General features: G+C 43.7%; 13 protein-coding genes and 1 pseudogene. 9 read left to right on the forward strand and 5 right to left on the reverse strand.

The features are described 5' to 3' along the window. Positions 1 to 46 precede the first annotated feature (46 nt). The 5 genes from EHT87_RS11780 (at position 47) to EHT87_RS11800 (ending at position 6924) form a co-directional block, all read left to right on the forward strand. On the forward strand, positions 47 to 316 hold the full coding sequence (locus EHT87_RS11780; RefSeq protein WP_124906819.1) for a hypothetical protein: 270 nt from the start codon (positions 47 to 49) through the stop codon (positions 314 to 316). 152 nt (positions 317 to 468) lie between these two features. Then, a complete protein-coding gene (locus tag EHT87_RS11785; protein ID WP_124906820.1) occupies positions 469 to 975 on the forward strand; it encodes a hypothetical protein in 507 nt (168 codons plus the stop codon). Between the two features lie 10 nt (positions 976 to 985). Continuing rightward, on the forward strand, positions 986 to 3643 hold the full coding sequence (locus tag EHT87_RS11790; protein ID WP_124906821.1) for a bifunctional DNA primase/polymerase: 2658 nt from the start codon (positions 986 to 988) through the stop codon (positions 3641 to 3643). Positions 3644 to 3663: 20 nt separating this feature from the next. Continuing rightward, entirely contained in the window at positions 3664 to 5349 is a 1686-nt protein-coding gene (locus EHT87_RS11795; RefSeq protein ID WP_185716190.1) for a hypothetical protein, read from the forward strand. Positions 5350 to 6264: 915 nt separating this feature from the next. Beyond that, complete coding sequence (locus tag EHT87_RS11800; protein WP_124906823.1) at positions 6265 to 6924, forward strand: hypothetical protein; 660 nt, start codon at positions 6265 to 6267, stop codon at positions 6922 to 6924. Here the strand turns inward: EHT87_RS11800 and EHT87_RS31575 are convergent. Continuing rightward, positions 6886 to 8370, reverse strand: a pseudogene (locus EHT87_RS31575) (DUF5005 domain-containing protein). The gene EHT87_RS11800 and the pseudogene EHT87_RS31575 overlap by 39 nt on opposite strands. A 578-nt stretch (positions 8371 to 8948) precedes the next feature. Here EHT87_RS31575 and EHT87_RS11815 point away from each other — a divergent pair. Next, a complete protein-coding gene (locus EHT87_RS11815; protein ID WP_124906826.1) occupies positions 8949 to 9359 on the forward strand; it encodes a hypothetical protein in 411 nt (136 codons plus the stop codon). Between the two features lie 1095 nt (positions 9360 to 10454). Here EHT87_RS11815 and EHT87_RS11820 read toward each other — a convergent pair. The 4 genes from EHT87_RS11820 to EHT87_RS11835 are packed head-to-tail and all read right to left on the reverse strand — an operon-like array spanning position 10455 to position 18197. Then, positions 10455 to 13673: a type I restriction endonuclease subunit R gene (locus EHT87_RS11820; protein ID WP_124906827.1), complete on the reverse strand. Its 3219-nt coding sequence runs from the start codon at positions 13671 to 13673 to the stop codon at positions 10455 to 10457. A 7-nt stretch (positions 13674 to 13680) separates the two neighbouring features. Further along, positions 13681 to 15471: a GmrSD restriction endonuclease domain-containing protein gene (locus EHT87_RS11825; RefSeq protein WP_124906828.1), complete on the reverse strand. Its 1791-nt coding sequence runs from the start codon at positions 15469 to 15471 to the stop codon at positions 13681 to 13683. Then, positions 15458 to 16645, reverse strand: coding sequence for a restriction endonuclease subunit S (locus EHT87_RS11830; RefSeq protein ID WP_124906829.1), 1188 nt, complete (start codon positions 16643 to 16645; stop codon positions 15458 to 15460). The genes EHT87_RS11825 and EHT87_RS11830 overlap by 14 nt, the downstream gene beginning before the upstream one ends. After that, positions 16629 to 18197 (reverse strand): type I restriction-modification system subunit M, encoded by a 1569-nt coding sequence (locus EHT87_RS11835; protein ID WP_124906830.1) that lies wholly within the window; start codon positions 18195 to 18197, stop codon positions 16629 to 16631. The genes EHT87_RS11830 and EHT87_RS11835 overlap by 17 nt, the downstream gene beginning before the upstream one ends. Positions 18198 to 18815: 618 nt before the next feature. Here EHT87_RS11835 and EHT87_RS11840 point away from each other — a divergent pair. The 3 genes from EHT87_RS11840 to EHT87_RS11850 all read left to right on the forward strand — a co-directional run bounded on the left by EHT87_RS11840 (position 18816) and on the right by EHT87_RS11850 (position 23376). Continuing rightward, the gene (locus tag EHT87_RS11840) at positions 18816 to 19565 is read left to right on the forward strand and encodes a hypothetical protein (RefSeq protein ID WP_124906831.1); all 750 of its coding nucleotides are present in this window, start codon (positions 18816 to 18818) and stop codon (positions 19563 to 19565) included. A gap of 25 nt (positions 19566 to 19590) precedes the next feature. Then, on the forward strand, positions 19591 to 20907 hold the full coding sequence (locus EHT87_RS11845) for a hypothetical protein (RefSeq protein WP_124906832.1): 1317 nt from the start codon (positions 19591 to 19593) through the stop codon (positions 20905 to 20907). 93 nt (positions 20908 to 21000) lie between these two features. Beyond that, complete coding sequence (locus EHT87_RS11850; protein WP_185716192.1) at positions 21001 to 23376, forward strand: discoidin domain-containing protein; 2376 nt, start codon at positions 21001 to 21003, stop codon at positions 23374 to 23376. Positions 23377 to 23418 lie beyond the last annotated feature (42 nt).

Below are 23418 nucleotides of genomic sequence, written 5' to 3' on the forward strand. Positions count from 1 at the left end.
TCACAGCTGCGTATAAAGGTGTTCGTTAGGCAAAAATATTCAAATAATGGCGATACAAACACCATCAGCACGAACAGTTTCTGTGTACCTCTTTGATGTTAAAAAGGTGATTTTAGCCATAAGCGGTACAATCTGGGCTATCGATTCTGTCGAGTTTGGGACTGTTATTAGAGCCAGTATTAGGAAGGTTAATTTCAGTATCATTATTCCGCGACCTGGTGAAAGGGGGGATTATATCCTGATTGAAAAAAACAGCCACATTGTCAAAAGCATTGATGGGCTTATTGCCTGGCTTCATACGCTAATTGAAAGCTAACAGTTAAACCCACATCATTGCTAAAAAATAAAGACCCTTCTGGAAGTGAATTGGGGCTGATTCTGTACAACCAGCAAACTAAATCGGGGTAACTCTGAAAATCAGCATGAGAAATCAACTCAGATAGCCAACCACTTACAATTTTTAAAATAATGAAAAGTTTAGTGACTGACATCCGCGTTCTCCGTGGCAGGCGTAAGGCGCCTTCCTCTACCGTATTAGAGTTGGTAGTCAACGAAAGCGACACCTGTATAATCCCAGATAAAAGGCTATTTGGGAAGTCTAAGTGGAATAGACCATTGGTTGGTACACCTATCCTAGTGTATACCGAGAGTGAACCAGAGATTTTGGAAGCTGAGCGATTTATACGTCAAATGCAAACCAAAAATCCGGCATTAGCGGAATTGATCAGTGCACTTGACCTTATACCAGCAGGCTGCAATGAAGCTAAATTATTTACGCAATACCGGGATACAGCAGACAAGTTATTAAAACCCAGTATGATGTATACCAAAGAAGAAATCATTTCGCTGCTGTTGACAAGAACCAAAGATCGAACGCGGGCAGAAAATGGGTTCGATTTAATGCTTCAGGCCAAGGGTATACAACCAACCTTAAACCCAGACCTTTTTTACCTGGGATCATCCACTCCATTCTAGTCGTTGAGCGATGGCAAATGAAATAGTTGAAATAGCAGTACAATACCTACATGCCGGTTTGCAAGCAGTTCCGTCGTTGGTAGATAAACGGCCTGTTGGGGGGTGGAAAGCTCATCAACAGACTTTGATGGACGAGGCAACCCTGCGGAAAATGTTTGAACCCCCGGCGTCGGTCAATGTCGGAATTATCTGCGGCAACGTATCGGGCGGTCTGGAGGTAATTGACGTCGATTGCAAGTACGACTTGACTGGAAAACTGATGCAGGATTTGATGAGTAGTATTGAAGGAGCACTACCCACTATTGCCGCTAAACTGGTTATGGTCAAAACTCCCAGTGGTGGTTATCACCTTTATTACCGGTGCTCACAGATTGAAGGTAATAAGAAATTGGCCCAGCGGCTACCCGTTGAATCAGAGACTAAAGAAAAACGGCTGGTGCTGATCGAAACGCGTGGAGAAGGTGGTTTCATCGTCGCCCCGCCATCGACGAACTATCAATTAATTTCCGGTTCATTCGATACGATCCCGACCATTACTCCAGATCAGCGGAATACGCTAATAGCCATTGCCCGAAGTTTTGACATGATGCCGGATGAGGAGCAATATCCAGAAAGATTGCCGGTTCGTAACAGCGAATTTTTTGAACAGAATGATGACTCACCTTTTGCCGCCTACAACCAACGTGGGGATGTGGTCGCCTTACTGGAACAACACGACTGGAAGTTTGTAAAGCGGCAGGGTGACCGCATTCACCTGAAACGTCCAGGCAAAAGCGATGCTGAAACGTCGGGCAATTTTCACGAAGGGAAAAGGAAGTTGTATGTTTTCAGCTCCTCTACCGCGTTTGAGCCACAAGTGGCTTACAGCCCATCTGATGTATTTATTTTACTGGAATGTAGTGGTGATAAAAAGATAGCAGCACGGCGGTTGGCCGAAATAGGATTTGGTCAGATTAGCACTCGTCGAAAGCTGGACACTCTACCGACCCAAGTCAAAGCCGACCGTATTCGGGTCGAAGGTGTCAGTATAAATGCTGAGGTAATCAATCTCGTTAGCAGTACCCAGACAATTAAAATTGAAAATGTCAAGTCTGCGGATTTGGATAACATTTACATCTACTTTACCGATATATCCGCCGAAAAAGAAGTTCTACAAACTATTGAAGCGTTAGAAGCTTGGACCGATGCCCGGATTTATATCCGTCAGGTTCAGGACATCAACTCAAACGAGGGTGAATCTGTACGTCCGTATGAGTTTATACTGAATCGGTTACTTCGACACTATGCTGAATTGTATAATAAAAACGGCGGCTATCTGACAGCCGAACAGGAAGATCGGTTCTTTGTTGCCGTCCACGATGCGGGCGCAAAGATAAAGGATCCGCACGACAGAGAACGGTATCGGTTACTGCTTTTGGCATTCAGCGAAGAAAACCGACTGGGGATTACATCGGAAATTTATCAGGAAATTACGGAGAGAATCCGCTTCGATCGGGCATTGGAAGCCCAAAATGAAGAAATGTCGGCGCTGCTCGATCGGGTTCGCGCAAAACAGGAGATTGGCGATACAAATGGAGCTTTGGTTGATCTGACAAAAGGGATTCAGGAAATAAAATCCCGGACTAGTAAAGACAACTATGCGAATTTGTTGGTGCCAACGACCGAAAAAGATTTTGCCGAGCGTCTCAAACTGAAACCCGACAGCCTGAATACGGGTCTTACTATAAACGGTGAGGAGCTTCAATTTCCGGCGGGGGCTATTTCTCTAATTTGTGCGCCGACCAACCACGGAAAGACCACGCTACTTTTAAATGCCTTACTGAATGTTTCGAAGCAGAATTCTGAAAAGTCGTTCTATCTTTTCAGTTTTGAAGAAGACTCGGACAGTATTCTCATAACCGCACTGAGCATCGATATCGATCATAGTATCAGTAAAAACAACCGGGCTAGTATCCGATCCTATTACCGTGATGACCAGCATGGTATTGAGTGGGTCGGCAAATACAACCGAGAAACTTTTGAGGTGGCTCGAAGAAATTTCTTTGAAAGCCTGATTGATACGGGAAGGGTGGCTATCAAATATGTTGAATATGGTTCTGAAGCGCTGGCTGATGCAATCCGCTATGTTGCCAAATATGGAAACGCTGGTGGTGTTTTTATCGATTATGTGCAGTTGATTAATAAAGAAGGTTTTAAAGCCGGAACCAGAGCAGAGGAATTAAAACGGGTTTGTCTGGATTTGAAAAATGCCGCCGTCGATACGGGATTACCCGTTGTACTTGGTGCGCAGTTCAATCGAACGGTTACCAGTCCTCTACGGCTTCATCCTACCCAAATCGCCGATGCATCAGATATCGAAAAAATCGCTAATTGTATAGTCGGCTTCTGGAATTTGGCAAAGAAACCAATGGGTACAAAAGAAGACCTCGATGCCGCTGCAGCATTAGCCCAATATGGCGATGTCTATGCCGAAATCTTGAAGTTTCGGGGCGGTAAAACAACTGGAATGGGGCAAGGAGAAAGTTGGACTTTTGATGGCAATACCGGTGTTATCCGAAATCGGGTTGTACAGGTAACAGGGCAATCCCCTCACCCGATTTTACCCAAGGTCCAACTCGTTCCAAAGGTAACTTCCGACGATGATGATGATGATGGACCTGGATTTTAATGGATATGTATCAGCAGATTATGGAATCCCAACAAAACTTAAAAACGAGCAAGTTTATAGAATACAAATTCGAGTGGCCAAGAGAGAACCAATATTGTAATTTCCGTTCATTTTTTATTGACCCGGACCCTACCTTAAAGGAGTTAATGAAAATGCCAGGTCGTGAATATCTGCTCGGTTATTTACAAAGGCTATCGCGGGTGAAGGAATTAGACCCGGAATTAAGGGATTATATTGACTGTTCGCACATCCTGATTTACAACTTCATAAAAGAGTTAACAATAACGGTCGATGCTGATAGTGATAAAATTGTAATGAATTACAGAAACGTTACAGCTATCCCGGTTAGCGCCTTTGATGATTCGAACAACGAACTACCTCCGCCCATGGAGGACGAAAAAGATTTTTGGAGATACTTCACGAGCATGACCGATTTCTTTTTTACACAAGAGCCGCTACGGCTGGCGGTGGATTTTTATGGTGCTGTTTGTCGGGGAAAAATAAGGTTACCGGGTGAAATAGAAACCGATTCAGCAATAACGCCTGAAAATGAATCAAAAGCCATAAATAAAGTAGATGTCGAGAATTCAGTTGTTGTAGAAAAAAGAGATGAAGCAGAGACTACGATAACCGTCAAAGGGTCGTTTATGCGTTCTGCTGTTTTTGGTGAACAACAAAGCGTATACAGGTATCCAGACAAGCAAAAAAGAAAACTGGATTCTAAGCAACTGGATATATTTGATCAACTAGGGCCAAACACACAGGCAAGTATACTAGCCAAAAACCTGGATAAAGAATGGGCCAATGAGCGTGGATTGGGTATCAAATTGACTCCTGCGGAAGAGAAATTAGTTTTTTGTCTTTCGATGCTTCTACATCATAAAAGCCAAACGCTTGACAAAGCCGCTGTTGATTATTTCGCTGGTAATGTGAGTGACCCAAATAGCTTGCCTTTCCCATGGGCGGGCAAACACGATCTTAGGATTAATATACATAAACGTCCGGCAGATCATCCTGTTACAACGGATCCACTCATTAGAAAAACCCCAACGCTGGATTTGACATTGTACGAACTCACTCGTGCATACAATGGTGGCGCAAAAGTTGCGGGTCCGGAAATGAAGACTGTTTTGAAACTGCTTAACCAATTAGCTGACGATCCAAAAAAAAGAATAATTGTTAAATATAAAAGGGAGCAGCCATTAAAGGATGGCAGGAGGATCGTCGATAGAGTCGAAGGATTCGAGCCCTTATTAAATGTTTACTCGGGCACAAGAGAAATTACGTCGGTGGACGATATAGTCATTTCGTCCACAACCCAAATTATTATTCGGCTGAACGCTCTATTCGTTGACCAGATTGACCAGAAATTCCACAGATATCCAAACTCGTTATTGGGAATGTTATACGAGGCTAATGGTGGGAAAAAAGATATTTCAAGCGTTACGTTCGGTCTGCTTAGGCACTTTGATACGTTTAGAAGTAGCCAAAAGTATGTATTTGAAACTGGCGTTGATAAACTCTACTGGAAGTTAGCAGAGGACTGGATGCAGGATTCAAAGCGATCCAAAAAACATGTTAAAAAATATGTTGACAAAGGGTTACAGCATATGAAAGCCATCGGCTTGTTATTGGACTGGAAGATCATTCCCGACAAAAGTGGAGAGCCTAAATATCGATTTAGGATCAATCCCAATTGGGTATAAAACTGCGTACCTAAATGCGGAAATTTTCAATGATAACAACGTATCTAAGTGCGGAATCTACGTACCTAAGTGCGAAAAAAAACGGCTTTTTACGTACCTAAGTGCGGAATCTACGTACCTAAATGCGGAGTGGTAGTACGTATTGATATGATATTCAATACTTTACAACGCTTCTTTTACACGTAAGATATTATAAAAATTTCTTTATAAGAAATTCTAAGAGGCAAAGGAGTTCATTCTGACTCACTCCTCTGCTAAAAACAAACACCAAAACAACAAATTCAATGGCAGCACTCATAAATCTGAAGTTAATGGAAGAGTTGGAGTCCCAGGGTAGGCGGTATGTGGGATGGGTAGAGGGTAGTTTCTATGCCTGGAACCACTCTGCTGAAGTACAAGGTGAAAACTTTATCAAATGTGTTTAGACTTATTTTCAGACAAGTAACCTGAAGAACAGCTTATCAGGTCTCCATTAGGTTTGCTCCGATTTTGTGGCAGGTAATTTTCAGCTTTATATGGATAAGCACAACAATGCGTTGATCCCGATAATCTACACCCGTACGATCCCTTTAATGACCTGACGCGCTTTTTTACTGACGAATCCTTACCCTCAACAGTAAATCGATTACCCGAACGGATCGAGCAGTATACAGAGCTCCCTATGGTGGTGTCAGCTTATTCTGAATCGCATAGAATCTTTCGACAGAGCGAGCATAGTCAATACTGTGATGTGGCTACTGATCCTAATGAAATAGCCAACGAACTCACCGAGATCAAATACCACTACTACATAGATAAGTAGGATCATTTTTATTGGCTCTGCCGTAACCTGATCGATGCATACCGACCAACTGGCGATGTCCATACCTGTGCGGCTAAAATTCTTTACATGTTCACCATCTAAATGCTAATACTATGACCGCTTTGATTGACTTACATTTAATTCAGCGTCTGGAACCTGAAGCGCACTTTTTATTCCATAATGTACAATGTAGCTACTTTAACTGGAATCGATCTGCCGATGTGAAAGGTGAGGATTTTATTACCCGAGTTAAAATGTATCATCAGGCCTATAACCTGGATGAACAATTAACTAACCTCTTTGAAGTTAGTACCCAATTTGCTCAGGGCCGTTTTGAAGAATACCGTATAAAAGCCATCGAAGAGGGCCAAGAATTTAACCCTTTTGCCAAACTGATTTCTTTCTTTGTTAATTCATCGCATTCACGGCCAAATTTAGATTATTTGTTTAATCCTTTCATACTTCCTCCGAAAATCGAACAGTATATAGAGCTGATTCAGATGGTACAAGGGTTTTCAGAATCACAAAAACGCTGGCGGCAAAGTATTGGCATGGAGCACAAAGAGAGAGAAGCAGACGAGGTAATTGGCATCGACGAAGATATCGAAACGGAATTATATGAGATTGCTATTGACCATTGTTTAGATGGGTACAATGAATTTTATCAGCGTGTGCGGCAGTTGATTTATTCGTATCAAAAGATAGACGATGTGCAAGGTTGTGCTACTCAAATATTAGGATTGTTCAAGGCCTCTGGACCAATCAGGGTTTAGAAAATAAAAAGCAGCCTGTAATTTCTTTCTTGTTTCCAGATCATCGGACGTGCATGAACCAAAGCCTTCACCCTCTTTATAGTCCCATTGAACTTTCGACCAGTTAATGGTGGAGTCAACACTGCTGAGGAGATTAATGAAGGCTTCTCTTAATTTTTCATGTTTATTCTCATTGGGAAGGAATATGTTGTCTTCCTGTTCGTCAAAATTGTCCATGGCTATAGTCAGGTTATTATAAAAAGTAAATAGTTTCAATTCAGTGTATTGCCAGTTATTGACCCGAATGAAATAGGGGCGATAGCGGTCCGCGCTACCCGGACTGTTGAAATGGTCGGCAAAATCGGTTGCGTTGACACAATACGAAATCATCAAGTCGCCATTTCTTGACAGTTCAGGGTGCACCAGGGCATTGTAGGTGAAAACTTTGCCCGTACCCTGCTCTGGGGGAACCGTGTAGAGGAGTCGTTTCGCCGTCCAGGTGCCAATCGGGCTGGTCGATTCCGACAGAAATAACCGCCGGCCGAAAACGATTTCCTGCGTGAAGAGATAATACCGGGTGCCGGATCGAAATACGCTGAACTGATCGGAAGCATCCTTGTAGATTGAATAGTCGTTCGGCTGGCTCCCCCATTGGCGGCCGTTCTAGTATTGCCAGTTCCCCGTCAGGTCTCCTTTCGGAGCGCGGGCTACGACGACATTCGTTGTCAGGTTGCCGTGGATGACCCCATACAGGTAGGTGTAGCCATCAGCCGCTTCGCACACGGCACCACCGTATCCCCAGGGGCCTTGGTACTTGTTGGCAATGATTTTTTCGAAGGTTCCTGTTGTTGGCGAGCAGATAGCGATATCGATTGAAGCATTCTTAAAATCCCAGGCACCTGACCCGGTTTTTTGGATGTGGCTCAGCAAAACCTGCAGTTTTCCGGCGTAGACCGTAGCATCCAACGGCCAGTACCAGTCTTTGCCGCCTTTCTGCTTCGCATGGGTAAAGAAGGTTTGAGCCGAATTGGTGGTCGAAGCGCCTTGATTCAGTGTCTTGATACTGTCGAATGTTTCGCCCGTTTGAACCATCACCGAGTTTCGAACCATCACGTTCTGATCCGGCAAGCGAGTACGGTCCGGTTTTACAAGCCCCAGGAACGTATCGCCGAACGTCCAGACGATCCGACCGTTAGGAAGTAGCGTGGAATAAACCCCATCACCACCATTCCAGCCATCGTAGCGGATGAAAAAATGGTTATACTGCTTATCAACCTGGACTTTTGGCTCTGAAGTTTCCCTGTGTGCCACAGCCGTGGTATGCGATTCCGCTATAAATGAAAACTCAGGTTGAACGGCTAATAAACCAGCCAGAAGACCGAAAAGGAGGTGAACATAGTTATTCATGAGAGCAGGGTATAGGAAGCAAAAGAAGTAACTTTCTGGGCAAAGATACTTATCCATCATACTTACAATATTCTAGCCAGCATCAATCTTAGAACTAAGAAGCTTGAACGACCAGCCAGTGCCACTTGACCCTGCCGACACCTACCTTCCCCATCGGTGGCAGCTGTAGCCGTCGAGGATTTTCAAATGTTGAAAGACAAAATGAATCGCACAAACTACAAGTAAGGAATCCCTTATTCTAGACCGAAACCCGAGAACCCCGGGGGTATGCAAAAAATAGCGTGTGGCCCTGGGCATGGTGTTACTACAGTCCCCACCGACGCTCGTTCGATCAGATTCAGTAAAAGTAATCTGGAAATTTCAATACCAGCTGGTCCAGTCAATTTGTCTAACATAACATCCTTTTTTCTAGCTGAAAATCCAACTAAGGCCGAGGGTATGGTAGAGCATTTGTATTTTTCCGAAAAAGCTGCATATCCAATTTTAAAATTGGGCCTATTTTCGATGATTCATAAAAGATTTGGAAGTTTTGGCACCTACAATTGCGGCTAATTTTAGAATCATCAATAAATAAAAGCCCTGCTTTTCAGATAGTTTTAATCAAAATACGGTATCTTGTTGGATAAAAATAAAATAATATGAAAAAACTACTATTTATCTCTATTATTCTATTATCTAATCTGGCGTGTTACGCTCAATATCCAACTTATCAGCAAAAGACTTATACGCCAAGACCATATAAAGATTCATTCAACAACTCCTATTCAAAACCGGAGAACCTGAATAAAGATGCAGACAAAGACGGTCTAAGCGGTTTTTATGATAACAATGATAAGGACCCTGATCCAAACAAGTCACTTTATAAGTCTAATGACAGGATAACCCAGCCAACCATTGACTCTTATCAAACCCAGCCAGTTTCTATTCCGCATTATTCTTACCCGACTACTAACACTCAGCCCAGGGAGGTTCATACTGGACCACGTGGCGGTCAATATTATATCAACAGCAACGGAAACAAAACCTACGTTCCTCGTTCTCCCTACTGACTTTTCTTGTAATTGATACTCTTTTTAATAAATCCATCAGTATTTACATTGATGGATTTATTCATTTTCTCTCAGAATCAACTTCCGTTATTTGTTGGGATTATCGCTATTTCCATGTAGTTTAATCAGCTACTAATTTGCAAAAAAAAGCTGGTTTTCCGAATTGAAAAAGTGATTTCAGGCGACCAGACGGGTGTTGTCAACTCGGGATAGAGGTTGCCACTAACTTAGGAATCAAAACTGGCGGAACTGCACCCAAGGATTCCACACTGAGGATGGCCCAAAACTGGCACTCGCCCTATATAGTTTAGTTGAAGATACTACGAGTATGACTATTTATCTAAATATAGGGTTTTTCGTATATTGGTATGAGTTAGTTAAATCGAAATTCTTTGAACTTCATTTAAGAAGGTTGTCATATACTTGGAATTCGCAAGTTAAATCGTGGCCTTCGACTGTTAATTCTCCCATTTTTTGATAAAAATTTGCTTGGGAAATGTCGTTAAAAAGAGTATCTTACTGATACTCTTTCGGTAATGCAATGACTTCATTCCGGCTACTGTATCTAGGCGGATAAATAGGTTCCATCTATGTGGAAATATCAGGAAAAGGAACGTCCAATGGTGCTCTTTGAGCCTAGCTTATACTTTCTGGCCCAAACAACCCGAATGCAGCGGGTATCACTTTGTGTATTTCTCCATTTAGCTTCTCGCTTGGAACCAGACGGGTCTGTTGAATGGAAAACGTCCGATATTGCTGAAGAATTGAGAGTGTCACCCAGATTGATTCGGCGAGGGTTAGCCGAGTTGCAGAAGCACGATTTTATCGCCCGTAAAAACCGAAGTCGTTCCCGGTGGATGCTAAATCCATCTGTATTTAAACCAGGCTTATTAAGCTACTAACTTTGGTTAAAAATGATCTTGGGTTTTTATATAATTTTATTACACATGAAAGGAAATTAGATTTGTGTGCCTCAAAAGATACAATTGTTCAGTATAGATTGCAATTTGCCGCTGAAGCTATTCATAGAAATTTAATCACTTTCATAATAGGCCATGCAGACTATTCAATGATCTAATAGCTGACATTCAATTTCTACTTAAGTAAACTGTTCTTCTTGAAATTCTCCGCCTGTTCGAAAATCTCATCATACACTTCATCTCGCTCTACGGGTGGGTATCCAAACTCGTCCAGCAACAAGATCAAACCGACTTTTAAAGCCGATTTAATATCGTCCCGTTTATTCCAGTCAGGAAACTTAGCCTGTCCATCCACCAGATCCTTTACGGCCCTGGCCAACTCGATCAGCTTCTCTTCGGGATAGTTGAAGTCATACTTGGCACATAGCTGTTTGAGAATATCATAAAAGGCTTTTTCTTCAAAGTCAATGCCTAACTCGTCACCAGCCGAAAACTCCCGGTGTACCTCCCAAATCAGGTTAGTTAGCTGCTCAGCAATTTCTTCATATACCTCGCTCCGTAGAATGTCGTTTTCGCTCCGGTCGTTGTATCGATTGACGAGCGCCTGCATCTTCTGGGAGAAGTCGACCCCTTTTACTTTATTGACCTTTTTCAGTTCACTGATTACCTTGGCCAGTAGCTCCTGAAGCAGCTTAATTTTGGTGTTAGGCAGTTTGATCTTATCAATTTTGGCCAGAAAATCTTCATCAAACAAGTCCTGCTCCGTTAGCTGATCATCACCAACTTTATACAGTTCTTCTACGCCACTGCTGGCTAGAGCATCTTTGATCATCTCGCGCACACGGGCGTTCATCTGGGCGGTGTCGGGTGCGGTGCCTTTAGTCAGTTTGAAGACAATGCTCCGAACAGCCAGGTAAAAATAAATGCTGTCTCGCTCGGCCTGCGAGATCTCTTCCCTACCGCTACAAATGTCGTAGGCAGCTTTGAGTCGTTGAACGAAACCCATAAACCGGGTTTCAATGTCTTTCGTCAACTGCACATACTCGGCAGCCAGATTCAGCGTGTTCAACTGCTGAAGGGTCGTACCGAAATAGTATTTTGTACTGTCGAACTTATGGAAGAGTCTGGCCAGCAAGTCCAGGTAGTTTTTTACGATCGTTACCGATTCCGTGACGTCTTCGTTGTTCTTTTCTTCATCCTTGCCAAACTTGGCTAAGGCCAGGTTCATCTGTGTTTTAAAGCCAAAGTAATCGACAACCAGCCCTTTTTCCTTTTCCTTAAACTTGCGATTTACCCGCGAGATAGTCTGAATCAGGTTGTGTTGTTGAATGGGCTTATCGATGTATATGGTGTCAAGAAACGGCACGTCAAAACCAGTGAGCCACATATCGACCACGATGGCAATCTTGAAATTAGATTTTTCATTCTTGAACTGCCGGTCCAATTCCTGCCGGTACTCTTTGGTGCCCAGCAGGTCATACATTTCTTTGGGATCGTCTTTACTGCGAGTCATAATCATCTTGACCCGCTCCATGGGTTTGATCTCTTTCTTTTCTTTCTCCGATAGGCTTATGCCTTCGTCGGCGATTTGTTTTACGTTCCAGGCGGGCCGCAACGCAATGACTCGGGTATAAAAGTCGTAGGCAATTTCGCGCGTGCTACTGACGAACATGGCTTTGCCCAGAATGCTGGCCCCTTCTGCAACCCGATTCTCGTAATGCTTCACGAAGTCTTCGGCCAAAGCCTGTAACCGCTTGGGATCGCCCAGAATGGCCTTCATATTGGCTGTTTGCTCTTTGCTTTGCTCAATCTGGTAGGCATTGGCACCGGCTTCGGCGGCCTCTTCATAGTAGCGCTCTATCTTCTCCAGTTCACTGTTATTTAGGGCTACTTTGGCTGCTCTACCTTCGTACACGATTCTGACGGTGATCTCGTCGCGGACCGATTCGGTCATGGTGTACGAGTCCACTACCGGGCCAAAGACATCCAGTGTTGCATCAATGGGCGTACCTGTAAAGCCTACGTAAGTGGCGTAGGGCAGTGAGTCGCGCAGGTATTTGGCAAACCCGTAAGATTTGGTAACGCCCTCGGCCGTCACTTTTACTTTTTGATCCAGATTAGTTTGGGTTCGGTGGGCTTCGTCAGAAATGCAGATAACGTTGGTCCGATCGGTGAGGAGTTGCGTGTCTTCAGTAAACTTGTGGATGGTGGTCAGAAATACGCCACCGCTTTTCCGTCCGGCCAACAACATGCGTAACTGCTCGCGGCTCTCGACACTGATAATCGTTTCATCGCCAATGTAGTTTTTAGCGTTGGTAAACTGCCCCGCCAACTGGTCGTCGAGGTCCGAACGGTCGGTAATCAGTATGATGGTTGGGCTCTCGAACCAGGTGCTTTTCATCAGTAGGCGCGTCAAAAAGAGCATGGTGAAGCTTTTTCCGCAACCGGTGGCACCAAAATAAGTGCCCCCTTTGCCGTTTCCATCGGGTCGCTGTGCCTTCTTTATCTGATCGTACAAACTGCGGGCGGCATAGTATTGCGGATAGCGGCAAACCACTTTCTCGTTTTTCTTTGAGCTATCCGGTACATAGATAAAGTTGCGGATAATATCGCGCAGGCGGTTATGCTGAAACATACCCTGCACCAGCGTAAACATACTATCGAAGCCATCGACGTCTTTGGCTAACCCGGCCACCCGACGCCAGGCGTAGTAAAATTCGTATGGCGCAAAAAAAGAACCGGCTTTGTTGTTTACGCCATCGCTGATGACGCAAAACGCATTGTATTTAAATAACTCTGGTATGTCGCGCTGATAGCGGACGGTGAGTTGGGTATAGGCATCGTAGATGGTGGCCTCTTCGCGAACGGCGCTTTTGAATTCAAACACCACCACTGGCAAACCATTGATATACACGATACCATCAGGTATGCGTTTTTCTGTGCCAAGAATTTCTAACTGGGTAACAAATTTGTAGATGTTCTGATCAGCGATGTACGGGTTTTCGGGGTCAGCAACCAGATAGGCCAGTTTACCTGAATCAGCCTGACGTTGTTCTTGTAGCCCTTTGTAATCAATGAGTTCAATAAAAATATCCTTTTTACTTCGGTCTTCCCGCTTCAGAATAAAGCCATCGGCCAGCATGTTCATGATGGTCTTGTTGGTCTCATACAAGTCTGAGGCCGGCAAGGCTTTCAACTGATTGATGATCGACTGAGCTTCGGTTACGGTAAGAGCCTCCGGCGTATATCGCCGAAGCAGATAGGCTTGCAGATCGGCCTCAATAAGTACCTCTTCCGGCAGGCGGGCAATGGTGATTCCCAGTTGGTGCGGAAAGTGCTCATTGGCGAGCAACTCGGTAAAGACCAGTTCTAACTTTGTTTCGGTGAATTTCATAGTTGATTCACAAATGCTCGTAAAAGACTCTGATCTTACTGGCCATGAGTTGCCGCCGTTCGGTCAGGAAGGCTTCATAATCGAGGTGGGTGGCTTGCAGGAAGCTGGATGGTATGTCGTTTTGCGATAGATTATCCAGAAGCTCTTGCGAGGTGCTAAGTGTACAGATATCGAACGTACCCAACTCTATCTGCTCACGTACTTTGCCAATATAATCGGCGGGGGCCATCGTGCCGATTTTCAGGTTGGTCGATTGTTCGGTATATACATAGTTGGCTACCTGATTGTAGAGCTTCTGCGCAAAGTTGTGTTTGATGAGGTACTTCTTCGGAAACAGATGATGAATGTCGCCACGTTGCTCGATGAGGGCGCTGGTTTGCATGCTCTTCGCCAGAAACGCGTGCGCCCTACCGTTGCATTGAGCCGCCAGATACACGTTGTAGGCGTTGTTGTTGGTACCAGATGTCTCGAGGTCGCTTACTAGCCTGAACTCCCAGAACCCTGCGCCCAGGTGAGCCTGCTCCATGTGAGTCAGGTACGTTGCTACGCCCTTTTCATTGATTTGCTTGATGTCTTCGTCGATCATCGACTCCGACGAGCCGGAATAACGCCCGATCAACAGCGACATAATGAGCCACCGCTTCACGTAATGCTGAATTTCAGCATCGGGTAGACCATCTTTACGGAGCTTTAAGTAAAGTGCGTACGAAAAATTGAGGCTGTTTTTAGACGAAATCAACTTGCTGTTGATCAGGCCCGTTGAGGTGACCAGCATGGTAAACCGCTGGTAATTGGTCCTGTTGACAAAGTCGAGCAGGCCAGCGGATAGCCGTTGAAAACTGCGCTCGGCAATCTCGCCCTCATAAGTACGGGTCTCGAAATTTCGGCCTGACAGCAGGGCCACCAGATCGCTGAAACGGCCCCGGCTGAACTGGTAGGTAAACGCAACCCGCAAAAAGTCGATATAGTTGGGTACATATAGGGTATCGTGACCGGTGGCCATCCAGCTAATGGCCTTATAATAGTCGTGGGCGTAGAAACCGTGGTCGTTGTCGAGAATGTGCTTATTGAAATCTTTGTCGACAATCAGGCGGCAGAAATAGTCGACGAGTTTGCGCATCCGGTTGCCGCCGTGCTGTTCATCGGCGGCAATTTTTGACATCACAAAATCGGCGTTGCTTAGCACCACGCCTTTCTGGTTAATGCGAATAAAGATCTCGGTGACGGTGTCGATATCGAGCGCATGATCGAGTTCAATAATGCCGACCTGCTTGCTTTTTATGCGCTTCAGGTTTTCAATGCGTGCCTCTACCAGCTCTTCATTAGCGTCGGGGTTGGCGGTCAGGTACGTCCGAATGGCTTTGCTGATGGATATTTCGTCGTTAATGATGGGGTTAATGCTGTTGATCCACTCCGGGCTGTTTTCGTATGCTTTGTTCAGCACGTCGAATTTCTCGGTGAGCGGGTTGAAAGCAATGCGGATGCTGATTTGCTTATAGTTGGTATCCAGCACGCGCTGCCCCACAATGGCGGCCGTGAGAGCCGTAACCCGCTGCTGCCCGTCGATAAGCACTTTACGACCGGCCGACAACTCGCCGTTTTTTAGTTTCACGTCGGGGTTGCGCCAGGTGATGATGTAGCCCACGGGGTAGCCCTGATAGAGCGAGTCGATGAGGTCGCGGACTTTGGAGGCTTTCCAGACAAACGGCCGCTGAATTTCAGGAATGGCAATCTCGCCGGATTTTATCCAAGTCAACAGCGTTTCGATGGGTTGCTGATGAACACTATACTTGGCCATTGACGTCGTTTTCTACCGTAGCGAGTTTTGAAAGGAGGAGGGCTTGAAGTTCGGTTAATTTTTCGGTTTCTCGATTTTTTAAATCAATACAATCTGTTTGTGCTGCTGCGATCTTCTGGTACTTATTAAGTGTAACAGAATCAGGCATAAGTATTTTATAAGAAGACACATCGGGAACTGTGAGCTGTCCTTGGGCAGACCCTGATTGATCAAACTTCAAGCGCCTAATACACTCATAAATATAATTCAGATGACTTTCAACTTTTGGAATAATAATAATCAATCTAATTACTGGCATAAATGGCTTTTTTCTTAACACAGTATACCCTATGATGGCTCCCCTTGCAGAGACTGTTATACAATTATCCATTATTGTAGGCTTACTCGTGTAACCAAGAAGGCCCTCGTTTGCTGAACTATTTGAATAAACTGGAATAGGACATTGGTTTGTCGAGAAAGATGTAAAGTCCTTTGGCTTATCACCACCTGCTTTAATAGTTGCGATATTACCAAACTTTCTAACCTCCCACTCCCTCGGAATATCCCCCAACTCGCTTTCAACCATTTCGCCCCCGCTGGTTTTGTAAGGTTGGCCGTTTTCGCCGGGGAAGTCAAAGTCGACAAACCATTGCTTATAGATGGTCTGCGCGGTTTCTTCCAGCTTCTGAATCAGTTGTTTGTTGAGGTTGATGCGGTTAACGATCGTGTTGTATTCGGCCACAATCTGCTGTTGCTTGTCAATATGGGGAACGGGTAATTTCATATCGCAAAAATCTTCCCATTCAAGACTGCCACGCACGCCCCCTACAGCATAGAAACAGGCTTCCCGATCAAATTCAGAGCGGGTAAACCACATCATTAAATACTCGGGTAAAAGCTGCGTTTCGTCTTTTACTTTAAATACGGGGTACGCTTGAGAAATAATAGCTTTGTCTACTTCCTGCAAAAGCGCAACAGGCATTTTCTTGTCACGCCGTACCTGCATTGTACTACAGGCGAATTGATTTTTGCTGATGATTTTATAATTCTCCATGTCCGTACCAATAATGTTGGCAACAGATGGAATAAACTGTTTTGATATACTTAACCCCAGAAGCTGCTTTACTTTTAGTCCAGAGTTCCGCTCATCAACCAGTTCTATGTAATTACCGATTCGTTTATACGTTGATTTCAAAACCCAGCTCTTTAAATACGGTTAATAACTCATTTTTAGATTTCGCTTCGGCCTGCAGTAAGTCAACAAACTCAGTTTGAAGACTTTTCATTTTTTCGTCGAAGTCGATATTTTCGTCGCGGTTCACAAACTCAATGTATTTGCTGGGTACAAGCGAGAAATCATTCTTTTCCACATCCTCAATCGTGGCCGAGTAGCAGTATTCAGGTACGTTCTCGTAGGGCGTGTTCTCCTGCTGCCAGTCGTGGTAGGTTTTGCCAATCGACTTTATCTGCTCTTCCGAGAACTGAATGAATTTTTTCTCGAACGGCTCGCCAATCTGCCGCAAATCCATAAATAGTATTTCGTCTTCCCGGTCGCGGTAGTGCCGTTGTTCGTCACCAATGCTTCGGCTGTGTTTTTTCTTATTTCTATTGATTATCCAGACCGTCACACTGATGTTGGTGGTGTAGAACATATCTTGCGGCAACACCAGAATAGCCTCGACCAGCTTGTTCTCAATCAGCGTTTTACGAATTTTATATTCTTCGCCACCGCCACTGAGTGCGCCATTGGCCAGAATGAACCCGGCCACGCCGTTGTCGGATAGTTTGGCAACCATGTTCAGAATCCAACCGTAGTTGGCGTTGCTTTTGGGGGGTACATCATAGCCGCGCCAACGGGGGTCGTCGAGCAGTTCGGTAGCAGCCCGCCAGTCTTTCTGGTTAAACGGCGGGTTGGCCATGATGTAGTCGGCTTTCAGGTCTTTATGCTGATCGTCGCCAAAGGTATCGGCGGCTTTCAGGCCCAGATTGGCCGAAATGCCCCGAATGGCGAGGTTCATTTTGGCCAGTTTGTAGGTGGTATTAGTGTATTCCTGTCCGTAGATCGACACCTCTTTTTTGTTGCCGTGGTGGCTCTCGATAAACTTGATCGACTGCACAAACATACCACCTGACCCACATGCGGGGTCGTAGATAATGCCTTTGTAGGGCTCTATCATTTCGGTAATGAGGTTTACAATACTTTTGGGCGTGTAGAATTCGCCTTTACCTTTGCCTTCGGCCAGTGCAAATTTTGATAGGAAGTATTCATACACCCGGCCAACAATATCCTGAGATTTGTCTTTCAGGGTGTCCATATCGTTGATCGTATCGAGCAACGACGCCAGTTTGGTGGTATCAAGTCCAAGCCGTGAAAAGTAATTATCGGGCAAAGCTCCTTTCAGGGCCTTGTTACTTTTCTCGATGTTGTTGAGGGCCGTGTCTATTTTTAGAGCAATGTCGTTCTGCTTGGCGTTTTTAATGATATAATCCCAGCGTGACACCTCATCCAGATAGAAAACATTGCTCATGTTATAGAAATCAGGCATCTCAATGTATTTCTCTTTGCCTTCGGCAATGAGTTTGGCGCGGTGTTCCTCAAATTTGTCGCTTGTAAATTTAAGGAAAATAAGCCCTAGCACCACGTGTTTGTATTCGGCGGATTCGACGCTACCGCGCAGCTTATTGGCTGATTCCCAAAGGGTAACTTCAATGCTTTTCTGATTGGATTGTTTTTTTTCTTTTGCCATTGTGGTGGGAGAAACGAACTAGTCAAAGCTGCTCGTGATGAATAAAATGGGTTTTATACAATTGTATCGACTAGTGTCAGGGCTAATCGGGTCAACAATATAACAGTATTCGTCTTATACTTTAGAGGGTATTCTTGTATTTTCCAAATAGCTGCCGGAACGTATAATTTACCGACCGCAACGGTGCTAACTGTTAAATTATCATCGATGCCATCTTTTTTCCAATTGTAGTAGGTAGCTTCACTGACTCCAATCTTCTAGCAGACCTCTGCTACGAGTACGCCAGTATCCACCTGCCAGAGAGCAAAAACAATTTGTGCTTCCGTGAATTTGCGGTCCGCCGCCGCGGGTCTTTTTCATAAGCGATTTTCTGATTGTTTAAATCATCATAATCACCCGAATTTTCTCTTCTATTATTATCCGGTTTTTAGGGATAAGATCAGTCAATAGCCTTTGACAAAGGGAAAGCTTCATTTCTCAACAGGTCACCTTTTTTGTGAAGCTTATATATTCTTTACAACATATTTAAAACGGTCTTTTATTTCAAACTTAGACGTAGTATATTTCTCAAGTTATTTACTCAGTACAACCTATTTTAAAATCATTACCTGTTGTACAATGCAAAAACTACTACTCTTTTTTTTCATTCCTTGTACATTGCTTGCTCAGCAACCTTGCAAAGCTATTCTCGAAAAGTATATCGATAAGTCAGATCGGTATCATTACCAACCTAGATCAGGAGGATATTGTGAAGGAACTGTCGCTCGAAAACCCGTCTCTGGACAGCGATTTGAAGTTAAAGCGGTGCTAAAAGGATCGCTCCGTTTTAATTCTAAAAAAGACAGGGAAGTTAAAATAACGGTTCCAAGCTCACAAAAAGGCGTAATTATTCAAGCCCAAGATAAGCGCTATACCTACCGCCTAGATGCTCAGTTGGCTGGTACAGAGACATTCTATTGGAAGATCAATGAGGTTGTAATACCCAATAATTATTCGCCATATGAACTTTTTATTTTTGGCTATGTGGGGCCGGAGGAAAAACGTCTTTACGTACCGTTACAACTCTCTACAGCCTCTTTTCCAAATTTATCAAAGTTAGTAACTGTTTATATGCTTGCTGATGAAGAGTTAGAGAACATAGCCTGGCGATATGTACGCTGCGTAAATGGAGTTAGTAAAGGGGCCGTCAGTAACTGGATTCAAGTCAACAATAGTGCAGGATCTGACTTAAATACACCCATTGCGGTTGAACTGAATTTCCCTTCCTCACCTCAACCCGGTGAATATTGTATTGATATAATGGGTGTAGTTTCTACCGATTCCACTAATAGTAAACGGGTAGAAAGTTTACGAATCTGGATCGATTAATGAGTGGATTTAGCCTAAAGATTAGATGAAGGATCTTTCTAAAAATTCAACCAGAGACCACTCAAGCTGGTATCAACAAATTACAAGCTGGTTTCATAGCGTTGTCAAGCGGCTAACTGAATGGCAATTTATCAGGTACTTGGTGTCAACTTGCGCAATTCACAGACGTTATCATTCCTTGCTGCAGGAGACACGTGAAAGCTTGAAATTGACCGAATTGGATGATGCTTCGTTAATTAGTTTACGAAAGGAGACCGAAAAACAAAAGTTCCAGGTTGAGCAGATTCAGTTAGTCAGAGAGGTATACAAGCGCAGTGTTCAGCGTCTATATGACTTTGTTTTAATTATTCTAATGGCTGTTATCGTTTCAGTCTTATTATGGCTAGCGACTCAACCCCAACAAAAAGTAACGGTTCAGATTGGCATTCATTCGCAATCGGTTGATCTGCTGGGTGTACTACCTACGTGGTCAATGGATGGAGCTGAAGAGTCTGACCAGATTCTACGAACGGATAAGTCCATAAGTGTGGCAAACGTTGACTGGCTTGAGCACAATCACAATAAATCCCAATTGGGGACTGCAGATAAAAAGAGATTCAAACTTAAATCGATTGATTTGAATGGGCGACCCAGTCAACTAAGTCTGGATGGCGTTTCGTTTATAGGTTCTAACGCTCATCTTTCATTAAACATAAAAAATAATTCTCTAAATCTATCAATAGGAACTGATGATCAACCAATAAACGTAGAAGGAACATTGTGTAAGAATGGTTGCTCGGGTGAATTGAATGCAAGCGGTGTCCGCTCCGATTTAGACTCTACCATGTCCGTCAACTTTGGTGTTGAAGCAGAGGGTAAACAACGAATGGAACTGGCATTTTCAGGAATATCCAGACGTGATGGAACAACTGGAAACAATCCCTTACAGTTTCGCTGGGAGGATATTTCCCTACGGGACAATATAATCTTCGCGCAACCCATATCAGACACGACCGAACGATCAACGATTGAGTTCGGGTGGATATATATTCTGCAGACGGACGATACAATTAGATTAGGTAAGCATGATGTCTTGAGAATGCTCCTGGCCGACACGGCACTAGCCTCTGTGGGCCTGTTAGCGAAAAACGACAATCTTGAAGCTGGCAATTCAATAGATCTGTTTACGGATGCAATGTGTCAAGTTAAAGAGTTAAAGATTAGTCAGAAAGGATTCACAAGAGACTTGATGCCCAGACAGATTGAAGTGATGGCTGAAAAAAAAGACAAAGCGCTCTTATTCGCAATAGTAGGTTTGCTAGCCACTTTATTTGTACCCCTTATTTTTAGAAACAGATTGTAGGATACTTACTTTTTAATCATGACTAAATACTACTTGCTCCTACTATTTTTTATTAATAGTACTACTCGAGTCTTATTAGCTCAACAGGCTACGATGTCTAGCTACCTTAATGGCACCATAGCCATAGAAAAAAATAATAATGAAAAAGGAATGGGTTTTATCATTTCTAAATTTATTAAATCTAGGTCAGAGACATATTATTACATAGTAACGGCAAAGCATGTGGTTGGTCAGTCAACTACCGTAAAGGTTTACTACGACAAAGTTTCAACTCCAGCTATTGGTACAGTAGTACAAACATCAGAGGAGTTTGATGTAGCATTACTCCAGGTACCAACGAATGATTTTGACTGGATACCGCTTCCATATCTTACTGATTCCCGTATAAATGATCCCCTTTGGTTTACAATCAAAACAACTTCCGAACGCAGGATTCTGCCCGTTTATGGTGCAGAGGGCCATGTGCTCACATCCGCTTCCATCAAACAATTAAACGCTCGTCTGACGGGTGTGAATACTGGTTGCTCAGGTGGGCCCCTTATAGGAAAAAAAGGAATAGTGGGTATGATTACAGATATACAGATTGATGGCCAGACTTTAGCCCTTCCCATAAAAATAATATGGCAACTGGTAAAAAAAGAATGGGATGAACCTTGGGATTTACCCATTGCGGAGCGAGATATGGAGAAATCATCCGTCAGCTATAGCCAAGAACACGAAGTGAAAATTGCCACTGTTCATGCTACATACAGCGACATTAATCGGCAACTGATGATTGATGGTGATACCACTACCTACTGGTATAGCCGGTCAGCACCTAGCAATCGAATTATGAAGTCTTACATTGACTTCTTGCTTGAAAAGCCCACAAAAGTTACGGCAATAGCCGTTTTCATACCCAGGGGTACCCAGTACAAATATTTTAACTTAGTTTCGGAACCCTTTGGTGAAGAAGATATCAGGGCCGGCTTCGGTATGTATGAACCTAAAAATCTGTACGAGACCCGCCGAATCAAATACACTGCCTTAAAAACTGAGCCTGCCGGTACCTGGTACGGATGTCGCTTTTCCCAACCACCTCACATAACGCAAACTGTTTCGTTTACATTATCAATCGAAGGGGGTGATCCAATCCGTCAGTATGGCCGGGTTGATGAGGTAAAAATATGGGGTGAGACAGTTGAGGTCAAAGACGATGCGGATAAAGAACAGGTTGAGCAAATTGTTCTTACTAATTCTACGATAACAAAGGTCAATAGCGATCCAAATCAAGGACATTATCTAACTGATGGTATTTTAGAAAGTAATATTTATGTAAATCTTAATGATACGCAACGTCCCAAGTTGGAGCCAACTATTGAGCTTGAACTTCCTGAGTCATATGCTATAACCCATCTACGCATACACAATAGCGGAAACAGCGCGTATGGAACAATAAGACGTCTGCTGCCCTACTACGACGGCCTAGCTGGTAATGAAATTTTACTAAAAGGAAAACAAGGTTGGGAACAGGTAGCCCTTCAACCTAGACTGCAGGCCAGAAGTATAAAATTTATTATCAAAGATGGTTGGGATACCTATAGCGATCAGAAAACGATTCAGTTAAGCGAAATTCAACTACTCGGTCGGCAATTAATTAATGTTGATGTAAAAGTTAAAAAAATACTCCGGCCTTATCCATTGGCAGGTGCTCAGTCTATGCTTAATCCCCGAGGAGCTTACCAAATAATTAACGATATAACCAATGATGGCTGGTATAGTGGGATAGATAAAACGAAACCGATTCGGTTCGATATATTTCTACAAACGCCTGCTAGTATAGAAGGAATCAGAATTTTTAACAAACAAGGAGAAAAGGGTTTGGGTAAAGTTTTAGTGACCTTCGGTAACAATGAATCCGAGAGTATACAATTCAGGGGAATTCCCGGCTGGGAAGAAGTTTTATTTCAGCATCCAGTCAAAACCGATATCGTGCACTTTACAGCTAAAGAAATGGATACGCCTAGTTTTAATGTGCATGAGGTTCAGCTATTAAGTAGTGAGACAGCTTTACCCCCAAGAATCGGGTCTGAGCGAAATCCCGGTAAAATTACGTCCAGCAGTCAATATAACGACTATCATTCACCTGCTAAAGCTAATGATGCAACTATAAGTACGTCCTGGTCTCCAGCACCTGTCAACACGTATGAACCATGGCTTCTATTCGATTTTGGCAAGGAAGTAGAGGTATCTCAATTAGGGCTTAGCAATCAGCCCGATAACAATGCAGTAACTCAGCTTAGACTTGAATTTAGCGATGGCAGCAAAAGTGAAAGGTACGTTCTGAAAGGATTTAACAGACTCACTGAACTTATTCCACTTACACGAACTCACAATATACGCTGGGTGAAGGTCATTTTCGAGAAATGGTATCCCAGTACAAACCAGCTTATATTTAGCATTAACGAACTTACCTTCTATGGTCATTGAAAAGGCGTCTAGAGATACCGTATTGGTGAATTTTCCAAAAAG

Origin of the sequence: Larkinella knui, assembly GCF_003858645.1 — a bacterium.
Classification (GTDB): Bacteria; Bacteroidota; Bacteroidia; order Cytophagales; family Spirosomataceae; genus Larkinella; species Larkinella knui.